We start from the raw sequence: 21,277 nt of genomic DNA on the forward strand, positions 1-21,277 counted from the left end.
GAAGGGGGGTCCGGGGGTGGTCAACCCCCGGAATCCGATGGGATGGGCGGCCGGGACGGGGCCCGGCTCAGCCCTTGGTGGCGCCCGCGGTCATGCCGGTGACCAGGTGCTTCTGCACGAGGTAGAACACGGCGGAGACGGGGATGGCGATGAGTACGGCGGTGGCGGCCATGTAGTTCCACTGGGCGTCGTGCTGGCTGACGAAGCTGGACAGGCCCACGGCGAGCGTGTACTTGCCGTCGTCGAGCATGAACGTGGAGGCGAACGCCACCTCGCCCCACGCGGTGAGGCAGGTGTAGAAGGCGGCGACCGCGAGGCCCGGCCGGGCGAGCGGCAGGATGAGCCGGAAGAAGGTGCCGAACGGGGTGAGGCCGTCGACCCGGCCCGCCTCGTCGATCTCGATGGGGATCGAGTCGAAGTACCCCTTGAGCATCCAGGCGCAGTACGGCACCGCCGTGGAGCAGTACACCAGGATCAGGCCGCCGTAGGTGTCGATGAGGCCGAGGTCGCCGAGGATCTGGTACATCGGCACGATCAGTACGGCGATCGGGAACATCTGGGTGACGAGCAGCACCCACATCAGCTTGCGGTAGCCGGGGAAGCGCATCCGCGAGACCGCGTAGCCGGTGGTGGCCGCGAACATCACGCCGATGACGCAGGTCGCGAGCGCGATCAGGGCGGTGTTGCCGAGCCAGGTGAAGAACTTGGTGTGCTCGGTGACGAACGCGTAGTTGGAGAAGGACATCTTGGACCAGATGCGGCCCGGGTGCAGGTAGTCGTCCTTGTCCGGCCCGAGCGAGAGGAAGACCAGCCAGGCGATCGGGAAGAGGGCGACGAGGCTGGCGATGCTCAGCGCGAGGTGCGACAGGACGGCGGTGCGGCGCCGCGTGTGGTCCCGGGAGACGACCTTGGTGGTCATGGGGGCATCAGACCTGTTCATTGCGGGCCAGCCAGCGTCGGTAGAAGGAGGTGAAGACGATCAGGATGGAGAGCAGCAGCACGCCGTAGGTGGCGGACTGGGCGAAGTCGCGGGGCTGCTGTCCGAAGCCGAGCCGGTAGGCCCAGGTGACCAGGATCTGGGCGTCGGGGGCGCCGCCGTTGCCGAAGAGCAGGAAGATGATCACGAACTGGTTGAACGTCCAGATGATGCCGAGCAGCACGACCGTGGCGCTGACCGGGCGAAGCCCCGGCAGGGTGACGTGGCGGAAGCGCTGCCAGGCGCTCGCGCCGTCCATCTCGGCGGCCTCGTACAGCTCCGCGGGGATCGTCTGGAGCCCGCCGAGCAGGGAGATCATCATGAAGGGCACGCCGACCCAGGTGTTGACGAGGATCGCGGCGAGCTGCTGGAAGTGCGGCTGCTCCAGCCACTCGGGCTGCGGCAGGTGGAGCGTGCCGAGCACGGAGTTCACGATGCCGGAGTCGCTGAGCATCAGGCGCCAGGAGAAGACGGTCACGAAGGTGGGGACCGCCCAGGGCAGGATCAGCATCATCCGGTAGAAGGTGCGGCCGCGCAGCTTCTGGTTGAGCAGCAGCGCGAGCGCGAGCCCGATGACGTAGTGCAGGGTCACACAGGCGACGGTCCACACGACCGTCCAGACGAAGTGCGACCAGAACCGGTCCCAGGCGGTCGGCCCCCACAGGATGTCCGCGTAGTTGTGCAGCCCGATGAACTCGTAGGTGGCGTCGATGTGGTTGGCGCCAATGGTGCGCGCCGAGTTGAGGCTGTTGGCGTCGGTGAGCGTGTAGTAGACGCCCTGGACGAGCGGATAGAGCACGAGGACGCCGAGCACGACGACGATCGGCGCGACCATCGCGTACGCGTACCAGTGCTTCTGCCAGGACTGCCTGAGGCGCTCCAGCGGCCCCCGGCGCGCCTTGGCCGCGCTGTTGGGGGCCGCGCCATCGACGGCAACGGTCATCTCGACACCTTTTCCGGGGAGTTCGGCGGACGTGCGTGCCGCCGGGCCGTCCCCGTGGGGGAACGGCCCGGCGGCGGGGCTCACTTGGTGAAGTCGGGGACCAGCTTGGCCATGTCCTGCTGGAGGCTCTTGGTGGCGTCGGCGACGGACTCCTTGCCGTCGGCGACCTTCGGCAGGGTGGTGTCCATCGGTGTCCACAGCGAGCTGTACTCGGGCAGCTCGGGCCGGGGCTGGGCGGCGGGCAGCACGCTCTGGTAGCCGGCGATGCCCGGGTCGGCCTTGACCTGCGGGGTGTAGGCGTCCTCGCGGGTGGGCAGCGTGGAGTTCTTCAGGGCGATGGCCTCCTGGCTCTTGGCCGACGTCATGAAGCTGACGAACTTCATCGCGGCGGCGGCGTGCGCCTTGTCGGAGCCCGCGTACACGGACAGGTTGTGGCCGCCGGTCGGGGCGCCCGCCTTGCCTGCCGAGCCGGCCGGGACGGTGGCGATGCCGAGGTTGGCCTTGTCCTTGAACGCGGAGCCCTTGTAGAAGTTGGTGATCTCCCACGGGCCCTGGACGATGGCGGCGACCTTGCCGTTCACGAAGGCGTCCTGGATGTGGGCGTACGCGTCGGCGGTGACGTCCGCCTTGTGCAGGCCGGGGCCGTCGAACAGGCCCTTCCAGGTCTCAAGTCCCTTGACAGCGGCGGGACTTGCGATGGTGACCTTCTTGGCCGCGGCGTCGACCGTGTCGGTGCCCTCGCCGTACAGGAACGGCTGCGCGTAGTACCCGGCGGTGGAGCCCCAGTAGCCGTCGACGCCGGCCTTCTGCTTGACCAGGGCGGCGTCCGCCTTCAGCTCGTCCCAGGTGGCGGGGGCCTTGGTGATGCCGGCCTGGGCGAAGAGGGCCTTGTTGTAGACGAGGGCGAGGGTGTCGGTGACCAGCGGGACGCCGTAGGTCTTGCCCTCGAACTGGGCCTGCTTGATCAGGTTGGGCCGGAACTTGGCCTGGTCGGTCAAGGCGTCGGTGCCGTCAAGCGGCAGGAAGTAGCCCTTCTTCGCGAAGGCGGGCGTCCAGCCGACCTCGGCGCGCAGCACGTCCGGGGCGCCCTTGGCGCCGGCGGCGGTGTCGAACTTGTTCTGTGCCTGGTCGAAGGGCACGTTGACGTACTTGACCTTGATCGTCGGGTTCGCCTTCTCGAACTCCGTGACCAGCGCCTGGTAGGTGGGTGCCTCGTTCGTGGCGTTCGAGGTGTCCCACCAGGTGATGGTGACGGGGCCGTCCGCCTTGCCGCCGTCACTGTCGCTGCCACCGCAGGCCGTCGCCGCGAGCGCGAGGGTCGCCGCGATCGCGGTGGCCGCTATGCCACGTCGCATGAGAACTCCTTCACTGGGTGCCGCTCCATCACGGCGCCGGATCGCCAGGAACGTAACAAGGATGAAAGGCGACCGAAAGACCTTGCGAAGAATTTCTGCAAGGCCGGGTGATCGTTACGTCAGCGTGTCCGCACGGTTGCCGTTGTGCGCCTTGTCAAAGCCGGTGCGCCTGGTCCATATGCGCCTGTGGAGCCGCTGCAAGGGTTCCGCAAGACCTTGCAAGGCTGTTACTTTCGAGGGCCATCGGCGTTGATCCCGTAGATGCAGGGTTTTCGAGAGGGACCACACATGACGCAGGAGCTGACGACCGCCGCCGTCGCCCAGGAGCACCCCGGCCCCGGGGCCGGCTGGTGGCGCGACGCCGTGATCTACCAGGTGTACGTCCGCTCCTTCGCGGACGGTGACGGCGACGGCATCGGCGATCTGCCCGGCATCCGGGCCCGGCTCCCCCACCTCAAGGACCTGGGCGCGGACGCGGTCTGGCTCACCCCGTTCTACGCGTCCCCGCAGGCGGACGGCGGCTACGACGTGGCCGACTACCGGACGGTGGACCCGCTCTTCGGCTCGCTGTCCGACGCGGACGACCTGGTGCGCGAGGCACACCGGCTCGGGCTTCGCGTCATCGTCGACATCGTCCCCAACCACACCTCCGACCAGCACCCCTGGTTCCGCGCGGCGCTCGCCGGCGGCCCCGAGCGCGAGCGCTACCACTTCCGCCCCGGGAAGGGCCCGGACGGCCAACTCCCGCCCAACGACTGGGAGTCGGTGTTCGGCGGGCCCGCCTGGACGCGGGTCCCGGGCGGGGACTGGTACCTGCACCTGTTCGCCCCCGAGCAGCCCGACCTCGACTGGGACCACCCCGAGGTACGCGCCGAGTTCGACTCGGTGCTCCGCTTCTGGCTGGACCTCGGGGTCGACGGCTTCCGCATCGACGTCGCCCACGGCATGGTCAAGGCGGCGGGTCTGCCCGACATCGGCGCGAGCGAGCAGGCCAAGCTCATCGGCAGCCAGGTGCTCCCCTTCTTCGACCAGGACGGCGTCCACGAGATCCACCGCGCCTGGCGCGAGCTGCTCGACAGCTACGACGGCGAGCGCATCGCGGTGGCCGAGGCCTGGGCCCCCTCGCCCGAGCGCCTCGCCCTGTACGTACGCCCCGACGAGCTGCACCAGGCCTTCAACTTCCAGTTCCTGACGTGCGGTTGGGACGCGGAGCAGATGCGCGAGACGGTCGACGCCTCGCTCGCCGCGACGGGCGCGGTCGGCGCCGCCGCCACGTGGGTGCTCTCCAACCACGACGTCGTACGCCATGTGACCCGATACGGCGGCGGCGAGCAGGGCCTGCGCCGGGCCCGCGCCGCGACCCTGTTCACGCTGGCGCTGCCCGGCTCCGCCTACCTCTATCAAGGGGAGGAGCTGGGCCTGCCCGAGGTCACCGACCTGCCCGACGAGCTGCGCCAGGACCCCGCCTTCCACCGCGCGGCCGGCCAGGACGGCTTCCGCGACGGCTGCCGCGTCCCGATCCCGTGGACCGCCGAAGGCCCCAGTTACGGATTCGGCGAGGCCGCGCCCTGGCTGCCGCAGCCCGCCTCCTGGCGCGGGCTCAGCGTCGCCTCCCAGACGGGCGACCCGCACTCGACCCTGGAGCTCTACCGCGCGGCCCTCGCCCTGCGCCGCGAGCTGCCGGGCCTCGGCGACGGCACGATGGACTGGCTCCCGGCGCCCCAGGGGGTGCTCGCGTTCGCCCGCCCGGGCTTCGTGTGCACCCTCAACACCCTGGACGAAGAGGTCCAACTCCCGCTTCCCGGACGGCCGCTGCTCACCAGCGGCGCCGTCGAGTTCGACGGCGCGAGCGCCCTGCTCCCGGCCGAATCCGCGGTCTGGTGGGCAATCTGACGTGCGACCGGTACAGTCCAATCCCGTGACCGCACGGCTCGCCGACATCGCAGCCCAGGCGGGGGTCAGCGAAGCCACAGTCAGCCGCGTGCTCAACGGCAAGCCCGGTGTGGCCGCGGGCACCCGCGAATCCGTTCTCGCCGCACTCGACGTGCTGGGCTACGAGCGGCCCGTACGACTGCGCCGCCGCAGCGCGGGGCTCGTCGGCCTGATAACGCCGGAACTGGAAAACCCGATCTTTCCCGCCCTCGCCCAGGTCATCGGCCAGTCGCTGACCCGGCAGGGATACACCCCGGTGCTGGCCACCCAGACACCCGGCGGGTCCACCGAGGACGAGCTGACCGAGATGCTGGTGGACCGGGGCGTCTCCGGGATCATCTTCGTCTCCGGGCTGCACGCGGACACCACCGCCGACATGGAGCGCTACGAGCAGCTGCGCGCCCAGGGCGTCCCGTACGTCCTGGTGGACGGCTTCTCGCCGAAGGTGCAGGCGCCCTTCATCTCCCCCGACGACCGGGCCGCGATGCGGCTCGCGGTCACCCACCTCGCGGCGCTCGGCCACACCCGGATCGGCCTGGCGGTCGGCCCGAAGCGGTTCGTTCCCGTGCTGCGCAAGATCGAGGGCTTCACGGCCGGGATGCAGGACCGGCTCGGGCTCACCGTCGCCGAGGCGGAGTCCCTGATCCAGCACTCGCTGTACACCCTGGAGGGCGGCCAGGCGGCCGCGTCCGCGCTCATCGCGCAGGGCTGCACGGCGGTGGTCTGCGCCAGCGACATGATGGCGCTCGGGGCGATCAGGGCCGCGCGTCAGGCGGGCCTGGATGTGCCCCGTGATGTCTCTGTGGTGGGCTTCGACGACTCTCCGCTGATAGCGTTCACCGACCCGCCGCTGACCACCATCCGCAAGCCGGTGACCGCGATGGGTCAGGCGGCCGTCCGCGCCCTCCTCGAAGAGGTCGGGGGCACCCCCGCCCCGCACAGCGAGTTCGTGTTCATGCCCGAGCTGGTCGTACGCGGTTCAACCTCCGGAGCAAGGCCCCGAAGCCGACCCTGACGTACGCCGGGAAACGTCGTTCTCAGGGAGTAGCAGGTGCGGAGCGAACCCGACCAGAGGATGATCGGCCGGGGGTATGTGCATCTGGCAGACTCTCTTCCCATGGGTGAAATGACCGTGAAGACTCTGGAAGGCCGGACGGCCGCTCCAACCAACGAGCCGTCGGCCTCACCCATCAGCACCGAACCGGGACGAACCGGATTTTCCGCCCGGTTGAGAGGTGTGCGCTCGCCGCGCCGCCCGCGTATCTGGTTCGAAGTGCTTCTGATCGCGGTGAGTTACTGGGTGTACTCACTGATCCGCAACGCGGTGCCGGAGCAGAAGGCGCAGGCGCTCAAGAACGCCGACTGGCTCTGGAGCGTTGAGCACCACCTGGGCATCGCGGTGGAGCAGTCGGTCAACCACGCCGTGAATTCGGTGACATGGCTCATCGTCGGCATGAACTACTACTACGCGACACTGCACTTCATCATCACCATCGGTGTTCTGGTGTGGCTGTTCCGTAGTCATCCCGGCCGCTACGCGGCGTCACGGCTCGTACTCTTCGCGACGACGGGCGTGGCCCTGGTCGGCTACTACTTCTTCCCGCTGGCGCCGCCCCGCCTGATGAACGGCGGGGGCTTCATCGACACGGTCCTGGTGCACCACACGTGGGGCTCGATGGCCTCGGGCGACCTGAAGAACATGTCGAACCAGTACGCGGCGATGCCGTCCATGCACATCGGGTGGTCGACCTGGTGCGGCCTGACGATCTTCGCGCTCGCGTCCGCGCCCTGGGCGAAGATCCTGGGCCTGCTGTACCCGGTGGCCACGCTGGTGGTGATCGTCTCGACGGCGAACCACTTCTGGCTGGACGCGGTGGGCGGCCTGCTCTGCCTGACCTTCGGCTTCCTGGTCTCCCGGACCTGGTACGGCGCCCTGCCGCATCAGCTGCCGCGGCTGGTGGAGCCGAAGCCGAAGCGCCGGGTACCGGGGCAGTCCAGCCCGTCCAGGGCGTGATGTCAGGGGGCCCGCCCCGCGGTGCTACAGGTGCGCCCCGTAGAACAGCTCCTCCACCACCGCCCGCGCCCTGCGGGTGAGCCGCCGGTAGTCCTCCAGCATGTCCCCGACATGCCCCGGCTCGTACCCCAGGTAACGTCCGACCGCGGCGAGCTCCCGCCCGTCGGAGGGGAACGTGTCCCCGGCCCGGCCCCGCACCAGCATGACCCCGTTGCGCACCCGTGTGGCGAGCACCCACGCCTCGTCCAGTATCGAGGCGTCCTCGGTGTCGATGAGCCCGGCCGCGTGCGCGGCGGCCAGGGCCTGCCTGGTCCGGGTCGTCCGCAGGCCGGGCAGTTCCCAGCCGTGCCGCATCTGGAGGAGCTGGACCGTCCACTCGACGTCGGAGAGCCCGCCGCGGCCGAGCTTGGTGTGCAGGGTGGGGTCGGCGCCGCGCGGCATCCGCTCGGACTCCATGCGGGCCTTGAGCCGGCGGATCTCGCGCACCGCGTCGTCGCCGAGGCCCTCCACCGGATACCGCAGCGGGTCGATGAGCTCGATGAAGCGGGCGCCGAGGTCGGCGTCGCCCGCCATGACCTCCGCGCGCAGCAGGGCCTGGCTCTCCCAGACCAGCGACCAGCGCCGGTAGTACGCCTCGTACGACTTGAGCGAGCGGACCATCGGCCCCGACTTGCCCTCCGGCCGCAGGTCGGCGTCGATCAGCAACGGCGGGTCGGCGGTGGGGAGTTGGAGGAGTCTGCGCATCTCGGTGACGACGCGGCTCGCGGCCTTCGCGGCCTCCTGCTCGTCCACGCCCTCGCGGGGCTCGTGCACGAACAGGACGTCCGCGTCCGAGCCGTAGCCCAGCTCGTGGCCGCCGAAGCGGCCCATGCCGATGACCGCGAACCGGGTGGGCAGGGTGTCGCCCCACTCGGCCCGCACGGCGGCGCGCAGGGCGCCGGCGATGGTGGCCGCGTTCAGGTCGGTGACCGCGCCCCCGACCCGGTCGACGAGGGCTCCCGGGTCCTCCTCGGCGGGGCTGTCCTCGGTGCCGTACGAGCCGATGAGGTCGCCCGCGGTGGTGCGGAACAGTTCGCGGCGGCGCACCCCGCGGGCGGCGGCGACCGCGCCCTCGGCGGTCTCGGCGCGGCCGACGGCGGCGAGGACCTCCTGCTCCAGGTGGTCCCGGCCGCGCGGCACGAGCCCGTCCGGGTCGCCCAGGATGGCGACCGCCTCGGGGGCGCGGAGCAGCAGGTCGGGGGCGAGCCGGCCGGCCGACAGGACGCGGGCCAGGTTCTCGGCGGCGGCGCCCTCGTCGCGCAGGAGCCGCAGGTACCAGGGGGTCTTGCCGAGCGCGTCGGAGACCTTGCGGAAGCCGAGCAGTCCGGCGTCCGGGTCGGCGGAGTCCGCGAACCAGCCCAACAGGACGGGCAGCAGGGTGCGTTGGATGGCGGCCTTGCGGCTCACCCCGGAGGACAGCGCCTCCAGGTGGCGCAGGGCGGCGGCCGGGTCGGCGTACCCGAGCGCTTCGAGGCGGTGGGCGGCCGCGCGGGCGCTGAGCCGGGTCTCGCCGGGGGCGAGCTGGGCGACGGCGTCCAGGAGCGGCCGGTAGAAGAGCTTCTCGTGCAGGCGGCGCACGACGGACGCGTGCCGCTTCCACTCCTTGTTGAGGCTGGCGACGGGCTCGGTGCGCAGGCCGAGCGAGCGGCCGAGGCGGCGCAGATCGGCCTCGTCCTCGGGCACGAGGTGGGTGCGGCGCAGCCGGTAGAGCTGTATGCGGTGCTCCATGGCGCGCAGGAAGCGGTACGCCTCATCCATCTGTGCGGCGTCCGCCCGGCCCACGTAGCCGCCGGCGGCGAGCGCCGCCAGCGCGTCCAGGGTGGTGCCGCTGTGCAGGGTCGCGTCACTGCGGCCGTGCACCAACTGCAGGAGCTGGACGGCGAATTCGACGTCGCGCAGCCCGCCGGGGCCGAGCTTCAGCTCGCGCTCGACCTGGGCGGCGGGGATGTTGTCGACGACCCGGCGCCTCATCTTCTGGACGTCGGCGACGAAGTTGTCCCGCTCGGCCGCCTGCCACACCAGGGGTGAGACGGCCTCGACGTAGTCCTGGCCGAGTTCGGGGTCGCCGGCCACCGGGCGGGCCTTGAGCAGCGCCTGGAACTCCCAGGTCTTGGCCCAGCGCTGGTAGTAGGCGAGGTGGCTGGAGAGCGTCCGCACCAGCGGGCCGTTGCGGCCCTCGGGGCGCAGGTTGGCGTCGACGGGCCAGATGACGCCCTCGACGGTGGTCTCGGAGCAGATCCGCATGAGGTGGGCGGCGAGCCGGGACGCGGCCTGCATCGCCTTGCCCTCGTCGCCGCCGTCGGCCGGTTCGGCCACGAAGATCACGTCGACGTCGGAGACGTAGTTGAGCTCGTGCCCTCCGCACTTGCCCATCGCGATCACCGCGAGGCGGCACTGGGCGGCGTCGGCGGGGGCCGCGGTGCGGGCGATGGCGAGCGCGGCGCGCAGGGTGGCGGTGGCGAGGTCGGCGAGTTCGGCGGCGGTCTGCGCCATGTCGGTGGTCCCGCACACGTCACGGGCCGCTATGGCGAGCAGGCACCGCCGGTAGGCGACGCGCAGCGTCACGGGGTCGGTGGCCTCGGCGAGGCCCCGCTCGAACTCGGCGACCCCGGGGTGCAGGTCGGCGGCCTCGTAGGTGACCAGGGCGTGCCAGTCGCGCGGGTGGCGGGCCAGGTGGTCGCCGAGCGCCTCGGAGGCGCCGAGCACCCCGAGCAGCCGGTCGCGCAGCGGCTTCGCGGTGACCAGGGTGTCCAGGAGGGTGCGGCGCTCGTCGGCGTCCTGCGCCTCCACGATCCGGACGAGCCCGAGCAGCGCCAGATCGGGGTCGGCGGTGGCGCCGAGCGCGTCCAGAAGCACCGGGTCGGACCGTACGGGGGCGAGCTCGGGGGTCTCCAGGAGCCGCTCGGAGGCCGAAGGATCGGTGAAGCCATGCCGCAGCAGCCGCGTGAAGGTACTGCTCCTGCGCCCCGGCACCGTCATCTGGCCGCCTCCCACCTCGTACGTACGCCCGCACGCCCGGCCGGGGGTTCCCGGAACCGGCCCACCCGATCAAGACCCGGATTCCGAGCCTAGCCGGAATAGGGGTGCCGGGGCCCGGCGAGGTGGTGCCGGGCGGCCGGGCAGGGGTGGCTCGACGGGTCCGCTCACGAGCCCGCCCTGCGGAGCCGCAAGGGGCGCCCCGCACCGGGGCGGGGCCTTCGGCCCTGGCCGTCACACCTGCGTCCCCTCACACCTACCACCCCTCACCACAGGTGACGACCCATCCACATAGGGCAACTTTCCGGACATTCCGAAAGAGAACCACCCCTTCCTCGCGCCCACTTCATGGCGCAACATGCCGGACTTGGGGTGATATAGCGGCAATTCAAGGTGATCAAGGCCACACGATTTGCCGCCGAGTCCAAATGAACCCGATTCTTGGACCTTTCGTCTTCTATGCCGATCAGGTTCTGACCAGCGCTGACCAGTCCTGACCGAGCACTCACGGCCGGGCCTTCGGCGAGGCAGTGCTCACGCACTGACCCCGGCCGCCCAGGCCGCCCACACCGAAAGACCATGCCCATGAAGTCCAGGCTGCCGCTGCGCTCCGCGCTGCTGTCCCGCCGTGGTGCCGTCGCCGGCTCCACGCTCGCCGCCGTGCTCATCGCGGGCGGTGTCTTCGCCGAACTCGCGATGTCCGACACCGAGGGTTCGGACGCCCCCGGCGGCCACGCCTCGGGCACGCCCGCGGCGGCCTCCTCGGGACCGGTGCGGCCGGCGGCCGGCTCGGTGATGCAGGTCATCGCCCACCCGGACGACGACCTGTTCTTCATGAACCCGGACACCGGCCAGTCGCTGCGCTCGGGCCGCCCCATGACGTCGGTGTACGTCACGGCCGGCGAGGCGGACGGGGTGAACGCCCCGCCGCCGAAGAAGCCGGGCGGCCCCAAGCCCCTGGTCGACAAGGCGAAGTACTCCGAGGCCCGCCAGAACGGCATACGCGGGGCGTACGCGCAGATGGCGACGGGCGACCGGGGCAGCTCGTGGACCCGCTCCTCCATGCCCACCGCCGGCGGCGGCACCGCCGAGGTCGACACCCTGGACGCGCGCCCCGACATCCACCTGGTGTGGGTGCAGCTGCGCGAGGCAGGCACCACCAACGGCAACCAGCCGAACAGCCTGCGCGGCCTGTGGAACGGCCAGGTCGGCAGGCTCACCTCGCAGATAGCCTCCGGCAGCCCGGCCAAGCCCTTCACGTACACGAAGGACCAGGTCGTCAAGACTCTCGCCGGTCTGATGGAGCGCTTCCGCCCCACTCACGTGCGCACCCTCGACCCGACCCCGGGCAAGGAGGGCAAGCTGCACAAGATCGTGGACCACCAGGACCACATCTACAGCGCCCGCTTCGCGCAGGCCGCGCTCCAGCTGTACGCGAAGTCCGTGAACCACCCGAACTTCAGCGTGCAGACGTACTTCGGCTACAACACCAGCTACCTGCCGCACACGTTCGCCAAGCCGGCCGCCGACGCCAAGGCCGACATCGTCAAGACGTACGCCTGGATGAACCCGGACGACAACTACTGCGCCAGCGCCGCCGGTTGCGGCGACCGCAAGGTGTCGGTCCGCCCGTACGGCAACGGCTGGGCCCAGTCGGTCCGCTACTCCCGCACCAACTCGACCTCCTGGCTGCAGTCCGGCAACGACGGGAGCCTGTGGGCGTTCGGCGTGCTCGACCAGCGCCTCGCGGTGTGGCACAAGGCGCCGGGCGCCGACGCCTGGGGCGAGCCCAAGATGCTGCCCGGCGACGGCATGGACTCCGGTGTGAGCGCGACGCGCCTGCCGGACGGCCGGCTCGCGGTGTTCGGCACCCGCACCCTGTTCGGTGCCGGTCTCACCGACTACCGCCGTGAGGTGGTGGCCGCGGTGCAGACCACCCCGGGCGGGGACTTCGGGCCGTGGCGTTCGCTCGGCTCGCCCGACCGCAGCGGCACCGACGGCGTCTTCGACATGTCCACCCCGACCGCGGCGGTGGACGGCACCGGCAAGCTCTCCGTGTTCCTGCGCGGCGGCGACCGCCAGCTGTACTCGGCGAACCTGACCGAGGACGGCGCCTGGACCCCGTGGGCCGTCCTCGGCGGCGTCAACATGGCGGGCGACCCGGTCGCCACGGCCGACGGCGCCGGCCGCGTCCACGTGTTCTCCAGCACCCCGAAGACGGTGCTGACCTGGGCGCAGCCGCAGGCGGGCGCCCCCATGCCGACGCGCGCCACCGAGACGAAGCTGCCGCCGAACACGACGAGCCTCTCCGCCCGCCCGGAGGGCGACGGCGTGCGGGTGTACTTCCGCAAGGTGGACTCGGGCAACGTCCAGAGCGTGCTGTTCACCGGCGTGACCCCGTCCGCGGCCACCGACCTCGGCGACACCTCCGGCTACGGCACGGTCGGCGCGGCGGGCCCGCTGCTCACGGGCCGTACCGCGGCCGGCGCGCTCGCCGTCCTGAAGCCGGGCGCCGAGGACCCGCAGTGGAAGTCCGACGGCAGCATCCTGTTCACCGGGGCGCCCTCGGCCGTCGCGGACGGCCAGGACACGACGGCCGCCGCGATCGGCCTGGACGGCCGGCTGTACTGGACGCAGACCGCGAACGCCCAGGGCCCGACCGCTCCCTGGAAGCCCGCCGCGAACTGAGCCCGGCGGCCTCGCGGACGTCTTCCGCGGACTGAGAGCCTGTGTCTCAACCCCGCCAGGGCTGCCGCCGCTCAGCGTGCGAGCGTCTTCTCGCGCTCGGCGGCGGCCGTCGGGACGGTCGCGGGCACGGGCTCCTGCGCCTTGGGCAGCAGCCACCGCGGAAGGCGCGGCTCCACCAGGGGCCGGGCCAGCGCCCGCACCGGCGGCGTCGACAGAAGGACGACCACCCCCACCACGAGCCCGCTGAGCACCAGCTGCCCCGCGAGCCCCGACTCCCGTACGACGCGGAAGAACCCGTAGTGCTGGACGACGCGGATCAGGATCCCGTGCAGCAGATACGGGTAGAGGGTGACCGCGCCCAGGGCTGTGATCCACATCCGGCGGCCCGGCACCAGCGCCAGGAACGAACCCACCAGCAGCGCGCTCACCGCGAACAGGGCCAGCCTGAGCAGCAGGTAGCGGACGAGCGAGACGTGCAGCGCGCCGTTGCCGACGTCCATCGACAGCCACTCGTCGCTCGGGGCCGGTGACAGGCGGTAGGCGAGCGCGAGGCCGCCGATGAAGACCGGCACCGCGATGCGGCGGGCCGTACGGGTGCGCAGCCGGGCGAAGTGTTCGGGGCGCAGCCTGAGCCCGAGGACGAACCACGGCAGGAACATCAGGACCCGGGGCAGCGCCAGGTCCTCGCCGATCACGGTGGTGCCCGCGGCGAGCGAGACGACGACCGCGATGGGGACGGGGTAGCGCACGGCGTTCCAGATCGGGGTGGTCAGCCGCCAGACGAACAGCGCGATGAGGAACCACAGCAGGTACGTCGGCGAGGTCGGCGTGATCGCGAACTCCGTGCCGCGCAGCCAGTGGTACACGAGGGTGTAGACGGTCTCGAAGATGAGATAGGGCGCGAGGACCCCGGTGAGCAGCCGGCGGATCTGGTCGGGACGGCCGGTGAAGCTGCGCGAGAAGTAGCCGGAGAGCAGGATGAAGGCCGGCATGTGAAAGCCGTAGACCAGGTTGTGCACGGCTCTGAGCCCGTGCGTGTGGGGCGAGAAGACCTGCTCCCAGCTGTGGCCGAGTGCGACGAGCGCGATGAGCAGGAACTTTGCGTTGTCGAAGAAGGGCCTGCGGTCGGGGGCCGCTGAGCCGGTGGGGGAGGCAGAGCTGGTCATTGGCCCCAATCTAGGGGGACAGGAGTGATTCATGGAACCACCACCTCGTTGGGCACGGGACGTTCCCCGTGTCTTCACCCACGTTCACCTTCCAGGTTGACATGCACACCCCTAATCTCGGGATGGACCGCAACCCGCCTCGGGTGTACCCGACCCGTGGGCACCCATCCCCCCTCACTCCGGAGGTAGCCGTGTCCGGCGAGCCCAGACCGCGCCGCACCCGCACCGCCCTTTTCTCCGCCCTGGGCCTCGCGGCCGCATCCGTCGGCCTGTGGGCCGGCCTCGGCGGCACGTCCTCCGCGGCGTCCGCGGCGAGCGTTCCGACCCCCGACCACGTGGTGGTCGTGGTCATGGAGAACCACGCCTACAACCAGGTCATCGGCAGCTCCAGCGCCCCGTACATCAACTCGCTGAAGTCCGGCGGCGCGAGCCTGACGGCCTCGTACGCCGAGACCCACCCGAGTCAGCCGAACTACTACGCCATGTTCTCCGGCTCGACGCAGGGCGTCACCGACGACAGCTGCGTGGACCCGGGCTTCTCGTCCGAGCCGAACCTCGCCTCCGAGCTGATCGCGGCGGGCAAGACGTGGGCGAGCTACAACGAGTCGCTGCCCAGTCAGGGTTCCACGACCTGCTCCAGCGGCAAGTACGCGCGCAAGCACAACCCGTGGGTCGGCTTCTCGAACGTGCCGGCCTCCTCGGCGCACACGTTCACCCAGTTCCCCACCGACTACTCGACGCTCCCCCAGGTCTCGTACGTCGTCCCGAACCTGTGCAGCGACATGCACGACTGCTCGGTGTCCACGGGTGACACCTGGCTGAAGAACAACCTGGGCGCCTACGCGACCTGGGCCAAGACCCACAACAGCCTGCTCGTCGTCACCTTCGACGAGGACAACCGGCTCGCCGGCAACAAGATCCCGACGGTCTTCTACGGCCAGCCGGTGACCCCGGGTTCCTCGTCCTCGACGACGTACAACCACTACAACGTGCTGCGCACGATCGAGGACATGTACGGCACCTCGCACGCCGGTCAGGCCGCCAACTCCACCGACATCACGGGGATTTGGGCAAGCTGACGTGTACGTAGCGGACAGTCGCGGCACCCCTGCCGCCGCTGCCGACGCCGCCCGGGTCACGTCCGGGCGGCGTTCGGCCGTCGCCCCCACCGTGTTCGCGCTCGGCACGGTCAGTCTCATCACGGACGTCTCCTCGGAGATGGTCACCGCCGTGCTCCCGCTGTACCTGGTGACGGGCCTCGGCCTGTCCCCGCTAGGCTTCGGCCTGCTCGACGGCGTGTACAACGGCTTCAGCGCCCTTGTCCGGCTCGTCGGCGGCCACCTCGCCGACCGGGGCGGCCGGCACAAGACGGTGGCGGCGCTCGGCTACGGCCTCTCCGCGCTGTGCAAACCCCTTCTCCTGGTGGCGAGTTCACTTCCGGTGATCGGCGCGGTGCTCGCCGCGGACCGCACCGGCAAGGGCCTGCGCACCGCGCCGCGCGACGCTCTGATCTCCCTCGCGTCCGCGCCGGAATCGCGCGGCCGGGCCTTCGGGGTGCACCGGGCGATGGACACGGCGGGCGCCATGCTCGGCCCGCTGACCGCGTTCCTGATACTGCGTCAGGCGGCGGACGGCTACGACGCGGTGTTCACGGTCAGTTTCTGCGTGGCGTCCGTCGGCGTCCTGGTGCTGCTCCTCTTCGTCCCCTCCCGCGCCCCCGTGACGCCCCTGCCGGAGGGCGCCCCGCGCGCCTCCCTCAAGGCGGCCCTGGCGCTCCTGCGCGTCCGTACGGTACGTCAACTCACCCTGGCAGCACTCCTGTTGGGCCTGGCGACGGTGAGCGACTCCTTCGTCTACCTCCTGCTCCAACACCGGCTCGGCGTGCCCGACCGCTGGTTCGCGCTGCTCCCCCTCGGCACGGCGGCGGCGTTCCTGCTCCTGGCCGTACCCCTGGGACGCCTCGCCGACAAGGTGGGCCGCTGGCAGGTGTTCCTCGGCGGCCATGCGGCTCTGCTCCTTGCGTACGTCCTGCTCCTGACCGGCTGGCAGAGCCCGGCGCTCCCCTTCCTCACGCTGGCCCTGCACGGCGGGTTCTACGCGGCGACCGACGGCGTCCTGATGGCGGCGGCCGCCGGGTCGGTCCCGGCCGAACTGCGCTCCTCCGGGCTCGCGTTGATCCAGACCGGCCAGGCCCTGGCCCGCTTCGCCTGCTCGATCGCGTTCGGCGCGGCCTGGACGGCGTGGGGCGATCAGACGGCGCTGGGCACCGCGGCGGCGGTCCTGGCCGGGTGCGCGGCGGGCGCGTTCCTGCTCCGCCCCTCGAACCACCCGAAAGAAGCCCGGCCTTGACCCTGCGCAACAAGATCCTTGTCCTCGTGGCGGCCCTGGCCGTCCTCGCGGCAGTCGCCACCGCGTCCGTGCTGCACGCGGCGGGCCGGGAGGACCGGAAGAACCAGACGCAGTCGGGCGGCCCCCCGGTGGCCGCCGGAAAGGTGTCGTTGACACCCGATGCCACGCGGAAGATCGTGTTCCGCAACATGGCGTGGGGCCCGCACCGCGACGAGCTGGCCACGGTCCCGGCCACCGACCCGGCGGGCCCGCGCACGGCCTCCGGAGTGAAGTGCCTGCGCTTCCACGCGGCGGCGGGCACGGGCATCTGCCTCCAGGCCGAGCGCGGAACCGTCCAGGACTCGTACCGCGCGGTGGTCCTCGACGCCCAGCTGAAGGAGCGCGCCCACTACAGCCTCCCCGGCATCCCGACCCGCGCCCGGGTCTCGCCCAGCGGGCACTGGGTGGCGTGGACGGTGTTCGTCGGCGGCGACTCGTACGCGGGCACGAACTTCTCCACCCGCACGGCCGTCCTCGATGCCCGCTCGGGCCAACTCACCCCGTCCCTGGAAGACTTCAGGGCTTTCCTCGACGGCAAGGAGCACCACGCCGCCGACACCAACTTCTGGGGCGTCACCTTCGCCGCCGACGACCAGCACTTCTACGCGACGATGGCGACGGGCGGCCACACCTATCTCGTACGGGGCGACCTCGCGGCGCGCACGGTGACCTCCCTGCACGCGAACGTCGAGTGCCCCTCCCTCTCCCCCGACGGCACCCGGATCGTCTACAAGAAGCGGGTGCCGGGCCTGCCCGCCGACGCGCCCTGGCAGCTGTACGCCCTCGATCTGGCGACGATGCGCGAGACGGCGCTCGCGGAGCCGAGGAGCGTGGACGACCAGGCGGTCTGGCAGGACGACCACACGGTCGCCTACTCCCTGGCCGGCGACTACGGCAGCGACCTGTACACGGTCCCGGCCGACGGCACGGGAAAGCCCCGCCGCCTGCTGACGGCGGGACTGGCTCCGGCGTACCTGGGCTGACGATCGACCTTCGCGGCGGCTAGTCCTTGTGGGCGCGGTAGAAGTCCCGCTCCATCTCGCGGGTCTCGACCATGACGTGCAGCCGCCGCCCGTCGACGCCCGTCACGTGCTTGCGGGCGATCTCCAGGACGATCTCGCTCAGCTCCTCGATCGCCTCCGGGGTACGCCCGGAAAGGATCGCGACCTGGATGAACACTGCGTCGATGTCGTCCTCGGCCGCGCCGAAGTACGACTCCTCGATGCGCCTGAAGCGGGTCTTGAAGGCCTCGGTGGAGGCGTTGATCGGCGCGGGCGCGACCTCGTGGACCTCCCGGGCGAAGGCCGCCCGGTCGAAGGTGGCGGCGAGCCGCTCGGAGTATTCGACGGTGACGAATGGCATGACCAATTCCCTTGCGTAGCAGGCGAGTTGAGTGGACGGCGGATCAGAGGGACGTCTTGCGGGCGGCATAGTGGCGGGCGGCCCGCACACGGTTGCCGCACTTGGTGGTGCACCAGCGGCGGGCCGCGTGGGAGCGCAGGAACCAGCGGGTGCAGCCCTGGGCGCCGCAGGGCGCGAGCTGGCCCGCGTCGGCCCCGGTGAGCAGGTCGGCGCCGTCCTCGGCGAGCGAGCAGAGCGCCGCGCCGACCGGGTTCGCGGTGTCGGGTTCGTCGGCGCGGTGCGGCTCGCGGCCGGTCCAGACGAGGCGGGGCGTGGGGGGCGCGGCGGCCAGCGCGGCATTGAGCGCGTCCAGGCTCGGCGCGGGCGGCGCAACCCCCTCGGCCCGGGCCCCGAAAAGGTCCCGCAGCGCCTCGCGGAGCGAGCGCAGCCGCCCGGCCTGACGGCCGTTCAGAACCGTGCGGTCCGGCAGCAGTTCATGACGTACGAGCCAGAGCCGCGCGGCGTCGGCGTCCTCCAGGAGGTCCACCTGGCCGTGACTGAGCGCGAACCGGGTGTTCACCAGGGCGAGGGAGAGGAACCGTTCCTCGCCGGGAACCGGCGGCTGATGGAGGTAGTGGGGCGCGTCGTGATCCACGGGTCTCATGCTAATGCTTGCCGTTAGCCGTGAGAAGTCTTACCGTCACCTAACGGAAAACGAATCCATTGAGCGTGAGACAAGGGCGGCCGGAGCATGGGTACGACGAGGCATGGCCAGATGGCGGGTATCGACGTGGAGCGGGTCAGGGAGGACTTCCCGATCCTCGGCCGCACGCTCGACAGCGGGGCGCGGCTGATCTACCTGGACTCGGGCGCCACCACCCAGAAGCCGCTCCAAGTCCTGGACGCGGAACGGGACTTCTACCTCAACCACAACGCGGCCGTGCACCGCGGCGCGCACCAGCTCTCGGTCGAGGCGACCGACGCGTACGAGGGCGCGCGCCGCAGGATCGCCGCCTTCGTCGGCGCGGCGGACGACGAGATCGTCTTCACGAAGAACACCACCGAGGGCATCAACCTGGTGGCGTACGCCCTGGGGAACGCGGGCCGGCTAGGGCCCGGCGACAAGATCGTGGTGACCGAGATGGAACACCACGCGAACCTGGTGCCCTGGCAGCAGCTCGCCGAACGGACCGGGGCTCGCCTGGCGTGGTTCGGCCTGACCGACGACGGCCGGCTCGACCTGGACGGCCTCGACGAGCTGGTGGACGAGTCGACGAAGGTGGTCGCCCTGACCCATCAGTCGAACGTCCTGGGCACGCTGAACCCCGTCCGTACGATCGCGGACCGGGCTCATGCGGTGGGCGCGCTGGTGGTGGTGGACGGAGCGCAGTCGGTCCCCCACCGCCCGGTGGACGTAAGGGAGTTGGGCGCGGACTTCCTCGCGTTCTCCGGCCACAAGATGCTGGGTCCGAGCGGCGTGGGCGTCCTGTGGGGCCGCGCGGCGCTGCTGAACGAGCTGCCCCCGTTCCTGACGGGCGGCTCGATGATCGAGGTGGTCGAGATGGAGCGCTCGACGTTCCTGCCGCCCCCGCAGCGCTTCGAGGCGGGCGTCCCGATGACCGCCCAGGCGGTGGGCCTGGCGGCGGCGGTGGACTACCTGGAGGCCCTGGGAATGCGGGAGGTCGCGGCCCACGAGGACACGCTGACCGCCCTGGCCCTGAACCTCCTGGGCGAGATCCCGGGGGTCCGGATCATCGGCCCCGAGGACCTGACCGACCGGGGCTCAGCGGTGTCCTTCGTGGTGGACGGAATCCACCCCCACGACGTGGGCCAGATCCTGGACGACCGAGGAGTGGCCGTCCGCACGGGCCACCACTGCGCCCGCCCCCTGGCCCGCCGCTACGGCCTGCCGGCGACGACGAGGGCGAGCTTCTACGTGTACAACACCGCGAAGGAGGTGAAGGCCCTGGCGGAGGGGGTGCGGGCGGCGCAGAGGTATTTCGCCTGACCGCCCCCGGTCCTACCACCGGGGGAGGCACCCGGACGAGCCCCTCCCCCGCCAACTCCCTTACAGCACCGGCAGGTTCTTCCGCAGCTCGAACGCGGTGACCTCGGAGCGGTACTCCTCCCACTCCTGCTTCTTGTTGCGCAGGAAGAAGTCGAAGACATGCTCGCCCAGTGTCTCGGCGACCAGTTCGCTGCGTTCCATCAGGGCGATGGCCTCGCCCAGGTTCTGCGGGAGGGGTTCGATGCCCATGGCGCGGCGTTCGGCGTCGGTGAGGGCCCAGACGTCGTCGTCGGCGCCTGCCGGGAGTTCGTAGCCCTCTTCGATGCCCTTCAGGCCCGCCGCGAGGAGGAGGGCGTAGGCCAGGTACGGGTTGCAGCCCGAGTCCAGGGAGCGGACCTCGATGCGGGAGGAGCCGGTCTTGCCGGGCTTGTACATCGGGACGCGGATGAGGGCCGAGCGGTTGTTGTGGCCCCAGCAGATGTACGAGGGGGCCTCGCCGCCGGCGCCCGCCGTGCGCTCCGAGCCGCCCCAGATGCGCTTGTAGGAGTTGACCCACTGGTTGGTGACCGCGGCGATCTCGGCGGCGTGCTTCAGGAGGCCGGCGATGAAGGAGCGGCCGACCTTCGAGAGCTGGTACTCGGCGCCCGACTCGTAGAACGCGTTCCGGTCGCCCTCGAAGAGGGAGAGGTGGGTGTGCATGCCCGAGCCCGGGTACTCCGAGAACGGCTTCGGCATGAAGGTGGCCTGGACGCCCTGTTCGAGGGCGACCTGCTTCATGACCAGGCGGAACGTCATGATGTTGTCCGCCGTGGAGAGGGCGTCCGCGTAGCGCAGGTCGATCTCCTGCTGGCCCGGTGCGCCCTCGTGGTGGCTGAACTCGACCGAGATGCCCATCGATTCGAGCATGGTGATCGCCTGGCGGCGGAAGTCCATGCCGACGTTCTGCGGGGTGTGGTCGAAGTAGCCCGAGTTGTCGGCCGGGACCGGGCGGGTGCCGTCGAGCGGCTTGTCCTTCAGGAGGAAGAACTCGATCTCGGGGTGGGTGTAGAAGGTGAACCCCAGGTCGGACGTCTTGGCCAGGATGCGCTTGAGGACGAAGCGCGGGTCGGCGAAGGACGGGGAGCCGTCGGGCATCCGGATGTCGCAGAACATCCGGGCCGTTCCGGGGGCCTCCGCGCGCCACGGCAGGATCTGGAAGGTGGAGGGGTCCGGACGGGCGATCATGTCGGACTCGTAGACGCGGGCGAAGCCCTCGATGGCCGAGCCGTCGAAGCCGATTCCCTCGTCGAAGGCCTGCTCCAGCTCGGCCGGGGCGACCGCCACCGACTTGAGGAAGCCCAGCACATCGGTGAACCACAGGCGCACGAACCGGATGTCGCGCTCTTCGAGAGTCCGGAGCACGAACTCCTGCTGCTTGTCCATAGCCACATCCTTGCAGTTCAGACGGCCTG

General features: G+C 70.9%; 16 protein-coding genes. 8 read left to right on the forward strand and 8 right to left on the reverse strand.

What is annotated here, in order from left to right; all coding sequences use genetic code 11:
- Positions 1-67 precede the first annotated feature (67 nt).
- From ACWC2B_RS00465 to ACWC2B_RS00475, 3 genes are all read right to left on the reverse strand, one after another.
- Complete coding sequence (locus tag ACWC2B_RS00465; protein WP_450714210.1) at positions 68-919, reverse strand: sugar ABC transporter permease; 852 nt, start codon at positions 917-919, stop codon at positions 68-70.
- 7 nt (positions 920-926) lie between these two features.
- Entirely contained in the window at positions 927-1,919 is a 993-nt protein-coding gene (locus tag ACWC2B_RS00470) for a carbohydrate ABC transporter permease (RefSeq protein WP_450714211.1), read from the reverse strand.
- An 80-nt stretch (positions 1,920-1,999) separates the two neighbouring features.
- Positions 2,000-3,274: an extracellular solute-binding protein gene (locus ACWC2B_RS00475; RefSeq protein WP_450714212.1), complete on the reverse strand. Its 1,275-nt coding sequence runs from the start codon at positions 3,272-3,274 to the stop codon at positions 2,000-2,002.
- A gap of 288 nt (positions 3,275-3,562) precedes the next feature.
- On the opposite strand from ACWC2B_RS00475, the gene ACWC2B_RS00480 reads away from it, so the two are divergent.
- The 3 genes from ACWC2B_RS00480 (at position 3,563) to ACWC2B_RS00490 (ending at position 7,220) form a co-directional block, all read left to right on the forward strand.
- Positions 3,563-5,167 (forward strand): glycoside hydrolase family 13 protein, encoded by a 1,605-nt coding sequence (locus tag ACWC2B_RS00480; protein ID WP_450714213.1) that lies wholly within the window; start codon positions 3,563-3,565, stop codon positions 5,165-5,167.
- Positions 5,168-5,192: 25 nt separating this feature from the next.
- Complete coding sequence (locus ACWC2B_RS00485) at positions 5,193-6,221, forward strand: LacI family DNA-binding transcriptional regulator (protein WP_264197997.1); 1,029 nt, start codon at positions 5,193-5,195, stop codon at positions 6,219-6,221.
- Positions 6,222-6,323: 102 nt separating this feature from the next.
- Entirely contained in the window at positions 6,324-7,220 is an 897-nt protein-coding gene (locus tag ACWC2B_RS00490) for a phosphatase PAP2 family protein (protein WP_450714214.1), read from the forward strand.
- A gap of 24 nt (positions 7,221-7,244) precedes the next feature.
- Here the strand turns inward: ACWC2B_RS00490 and ACWC2B_RS00495 are convergent, their stop codons facing one another.
- The gene (locus ACWC2B_RS00495) at positions 7,245-10,238 is read right to left on the reverse strand and encodes a bifunctional [glutamine synthetase] adenylyltransferase/[glutamine synthetase]-adenylyl-L-tyrosine phosphorylase (RefSeq protein WP_450714215.1); all 2,994 of its coding nucleotides are present in this window, start codon (positions 10,236-10,238) and stop codon (positions 7,245-7,247) included.
- Between the two features lie 582 nt (positions 10,239-10,820).
- Between ACWC2B_RS00495 and ACWC2B_RS00500 the strand changes: the two genes are divergently transcribed.
- Positions 10,821-12,923, forward strand: a complete 2,103-nt coding sequence (locus tag ACWC2B_RS00500) for a PIG-L family deacetylase (protein ID WP_450714216.1) — start codon at positions 10,821-10,823, stop codon at positions 12,921-12,923.
- 71 nt (positions 12,924-12,994) lie between these two features.
- Here the strand turns inward: ACWC2B_RS00500 and ACWC2B_RS00505 are convergent, their stop codons facing one another.
- Entirely contained in the window at positions 12,995-14,089 is a 1,095-nt protein-coding gene (locus tag ACWC2B_RS00505; protein ID WP_450714217.1) for an acyltransferase family protein, read from the reverse strand.
- A gap of 191 nt (positions 14,090-14,280) precedes the next feature.
- Here ACWC2B_RS00505 and ACWC2B_RS00510 point away from each other — a divergent pair, with 191 nt between their 5' ends.
- Genes ACWC2B_RS00510 through ACWC2B_RS00520 form a run of 3 tightly spaced genes read left to right on the forward strand, consistent with a single transcriptional unit; the run spans position 14,281 to position 17,460 of the window.
- Positions 14,281-15,168 (forward strand): alkaline phosphatase family protein, encoded by an 888-nt coding sequence (locus tag ACWC2B_RS00510; protein WP_450714218.1) that lies wholly within the window; start codon positions 14,281-14,283, stop codon positions 15,166-15,168.
- Position 15,169: 1 nt separating this feature from the next.
- Positions 15,170-16,438 carry an MFS transporter gene (locus tag ACWC2B_RS00515; RefSeq protein ID WP_450714219.1) on the forward strand — a complete coding sequence of 423 codons (1,269 nt, stop codon included), beginning with the start codon at positions 15,170-15,172 and terminating at the stop codon, positions 16,436-16,438.
- A complete protein-coding gene (locus ACWC2B_RS00520) occupies positions 16,435-17,460 on the forward strand; it encodes a TolB family protein (RefSeq protein ID WP_450714220.1) in 1,026 nt (341 codons plus the stop codon). The genes ACWC2B_RS00515 and ACWC2B_RS00520 overlap by 4 nt, the downstream gene beginning before the upstream one ends.
- Positions 17,461-17,479: 19 nt before the next feature.
- Here the strand turns inward: ACWC2B_RS00520 and ACWC2B_RS00525 are convergent, their stop codons facing one another.
- Entirely contained in the window at positions 17,480-17,839 is a 360-nt protein-coding gene (locus tag ACWC2B_RS00525) for a 5-carboxymethyl-2-hydroxymuconate Delta-isomerase (protein ID WP_450714221.1), read from the reverse strand.
- A 43-nt stretch (positions 17,840-17,882) separates the two neighbouring features.
- Complete coding sequence (locus ACWC2B_RS00530) at positions 17,883-18,482, reverse strand: CGNR zinc finger domain-containing protein (RefSeq protein ID WP_450714222.1); 600 nt, start codon at positions 18,480-18,482, stop codon at positions 17,883-17,885.
- Between the two features lie 87 nt (positions 18,483-18,569).
- Between ACWC2B_RS00530 and ACWC2B_RS00535 the strand changes: the two genes are divergently transcribed.
- The gene (locus ACWC2B_RS00535) at positions 18,570-19,826 is read left to right on the forward strand and encodes a cysteine desulfurase (protein ID WP_450714223.1); all 1,257 of its coding nucleotides are present in this window, start codon (positions 18,570-18,572) and stop codon (positions 19,824-19,826) included.
- Between the two features lie 60 nt (positions 19,827-19,886).
- Here ACWC2B_RS00535 and ACWC2B_RS00540 read toward each other — a convergent pair whose 3' ends face one another.
- Complete coding sequence (locus ACWC2B_RS00540) at positions 19,887-21,248, reverse strand: glutamine synthetase family protein (protein WP_189960966.1); 1,362 nt, start codon at positions 21,246-21,248, stop codon at positions 19,887-19,889.
- Positions 21,249-21,277: the final 29 nt, after the last annotated feature.

The sequence above is a fragment of the Streptomyces sp. NPDC001415 genome (assembly GCF_053597395.1).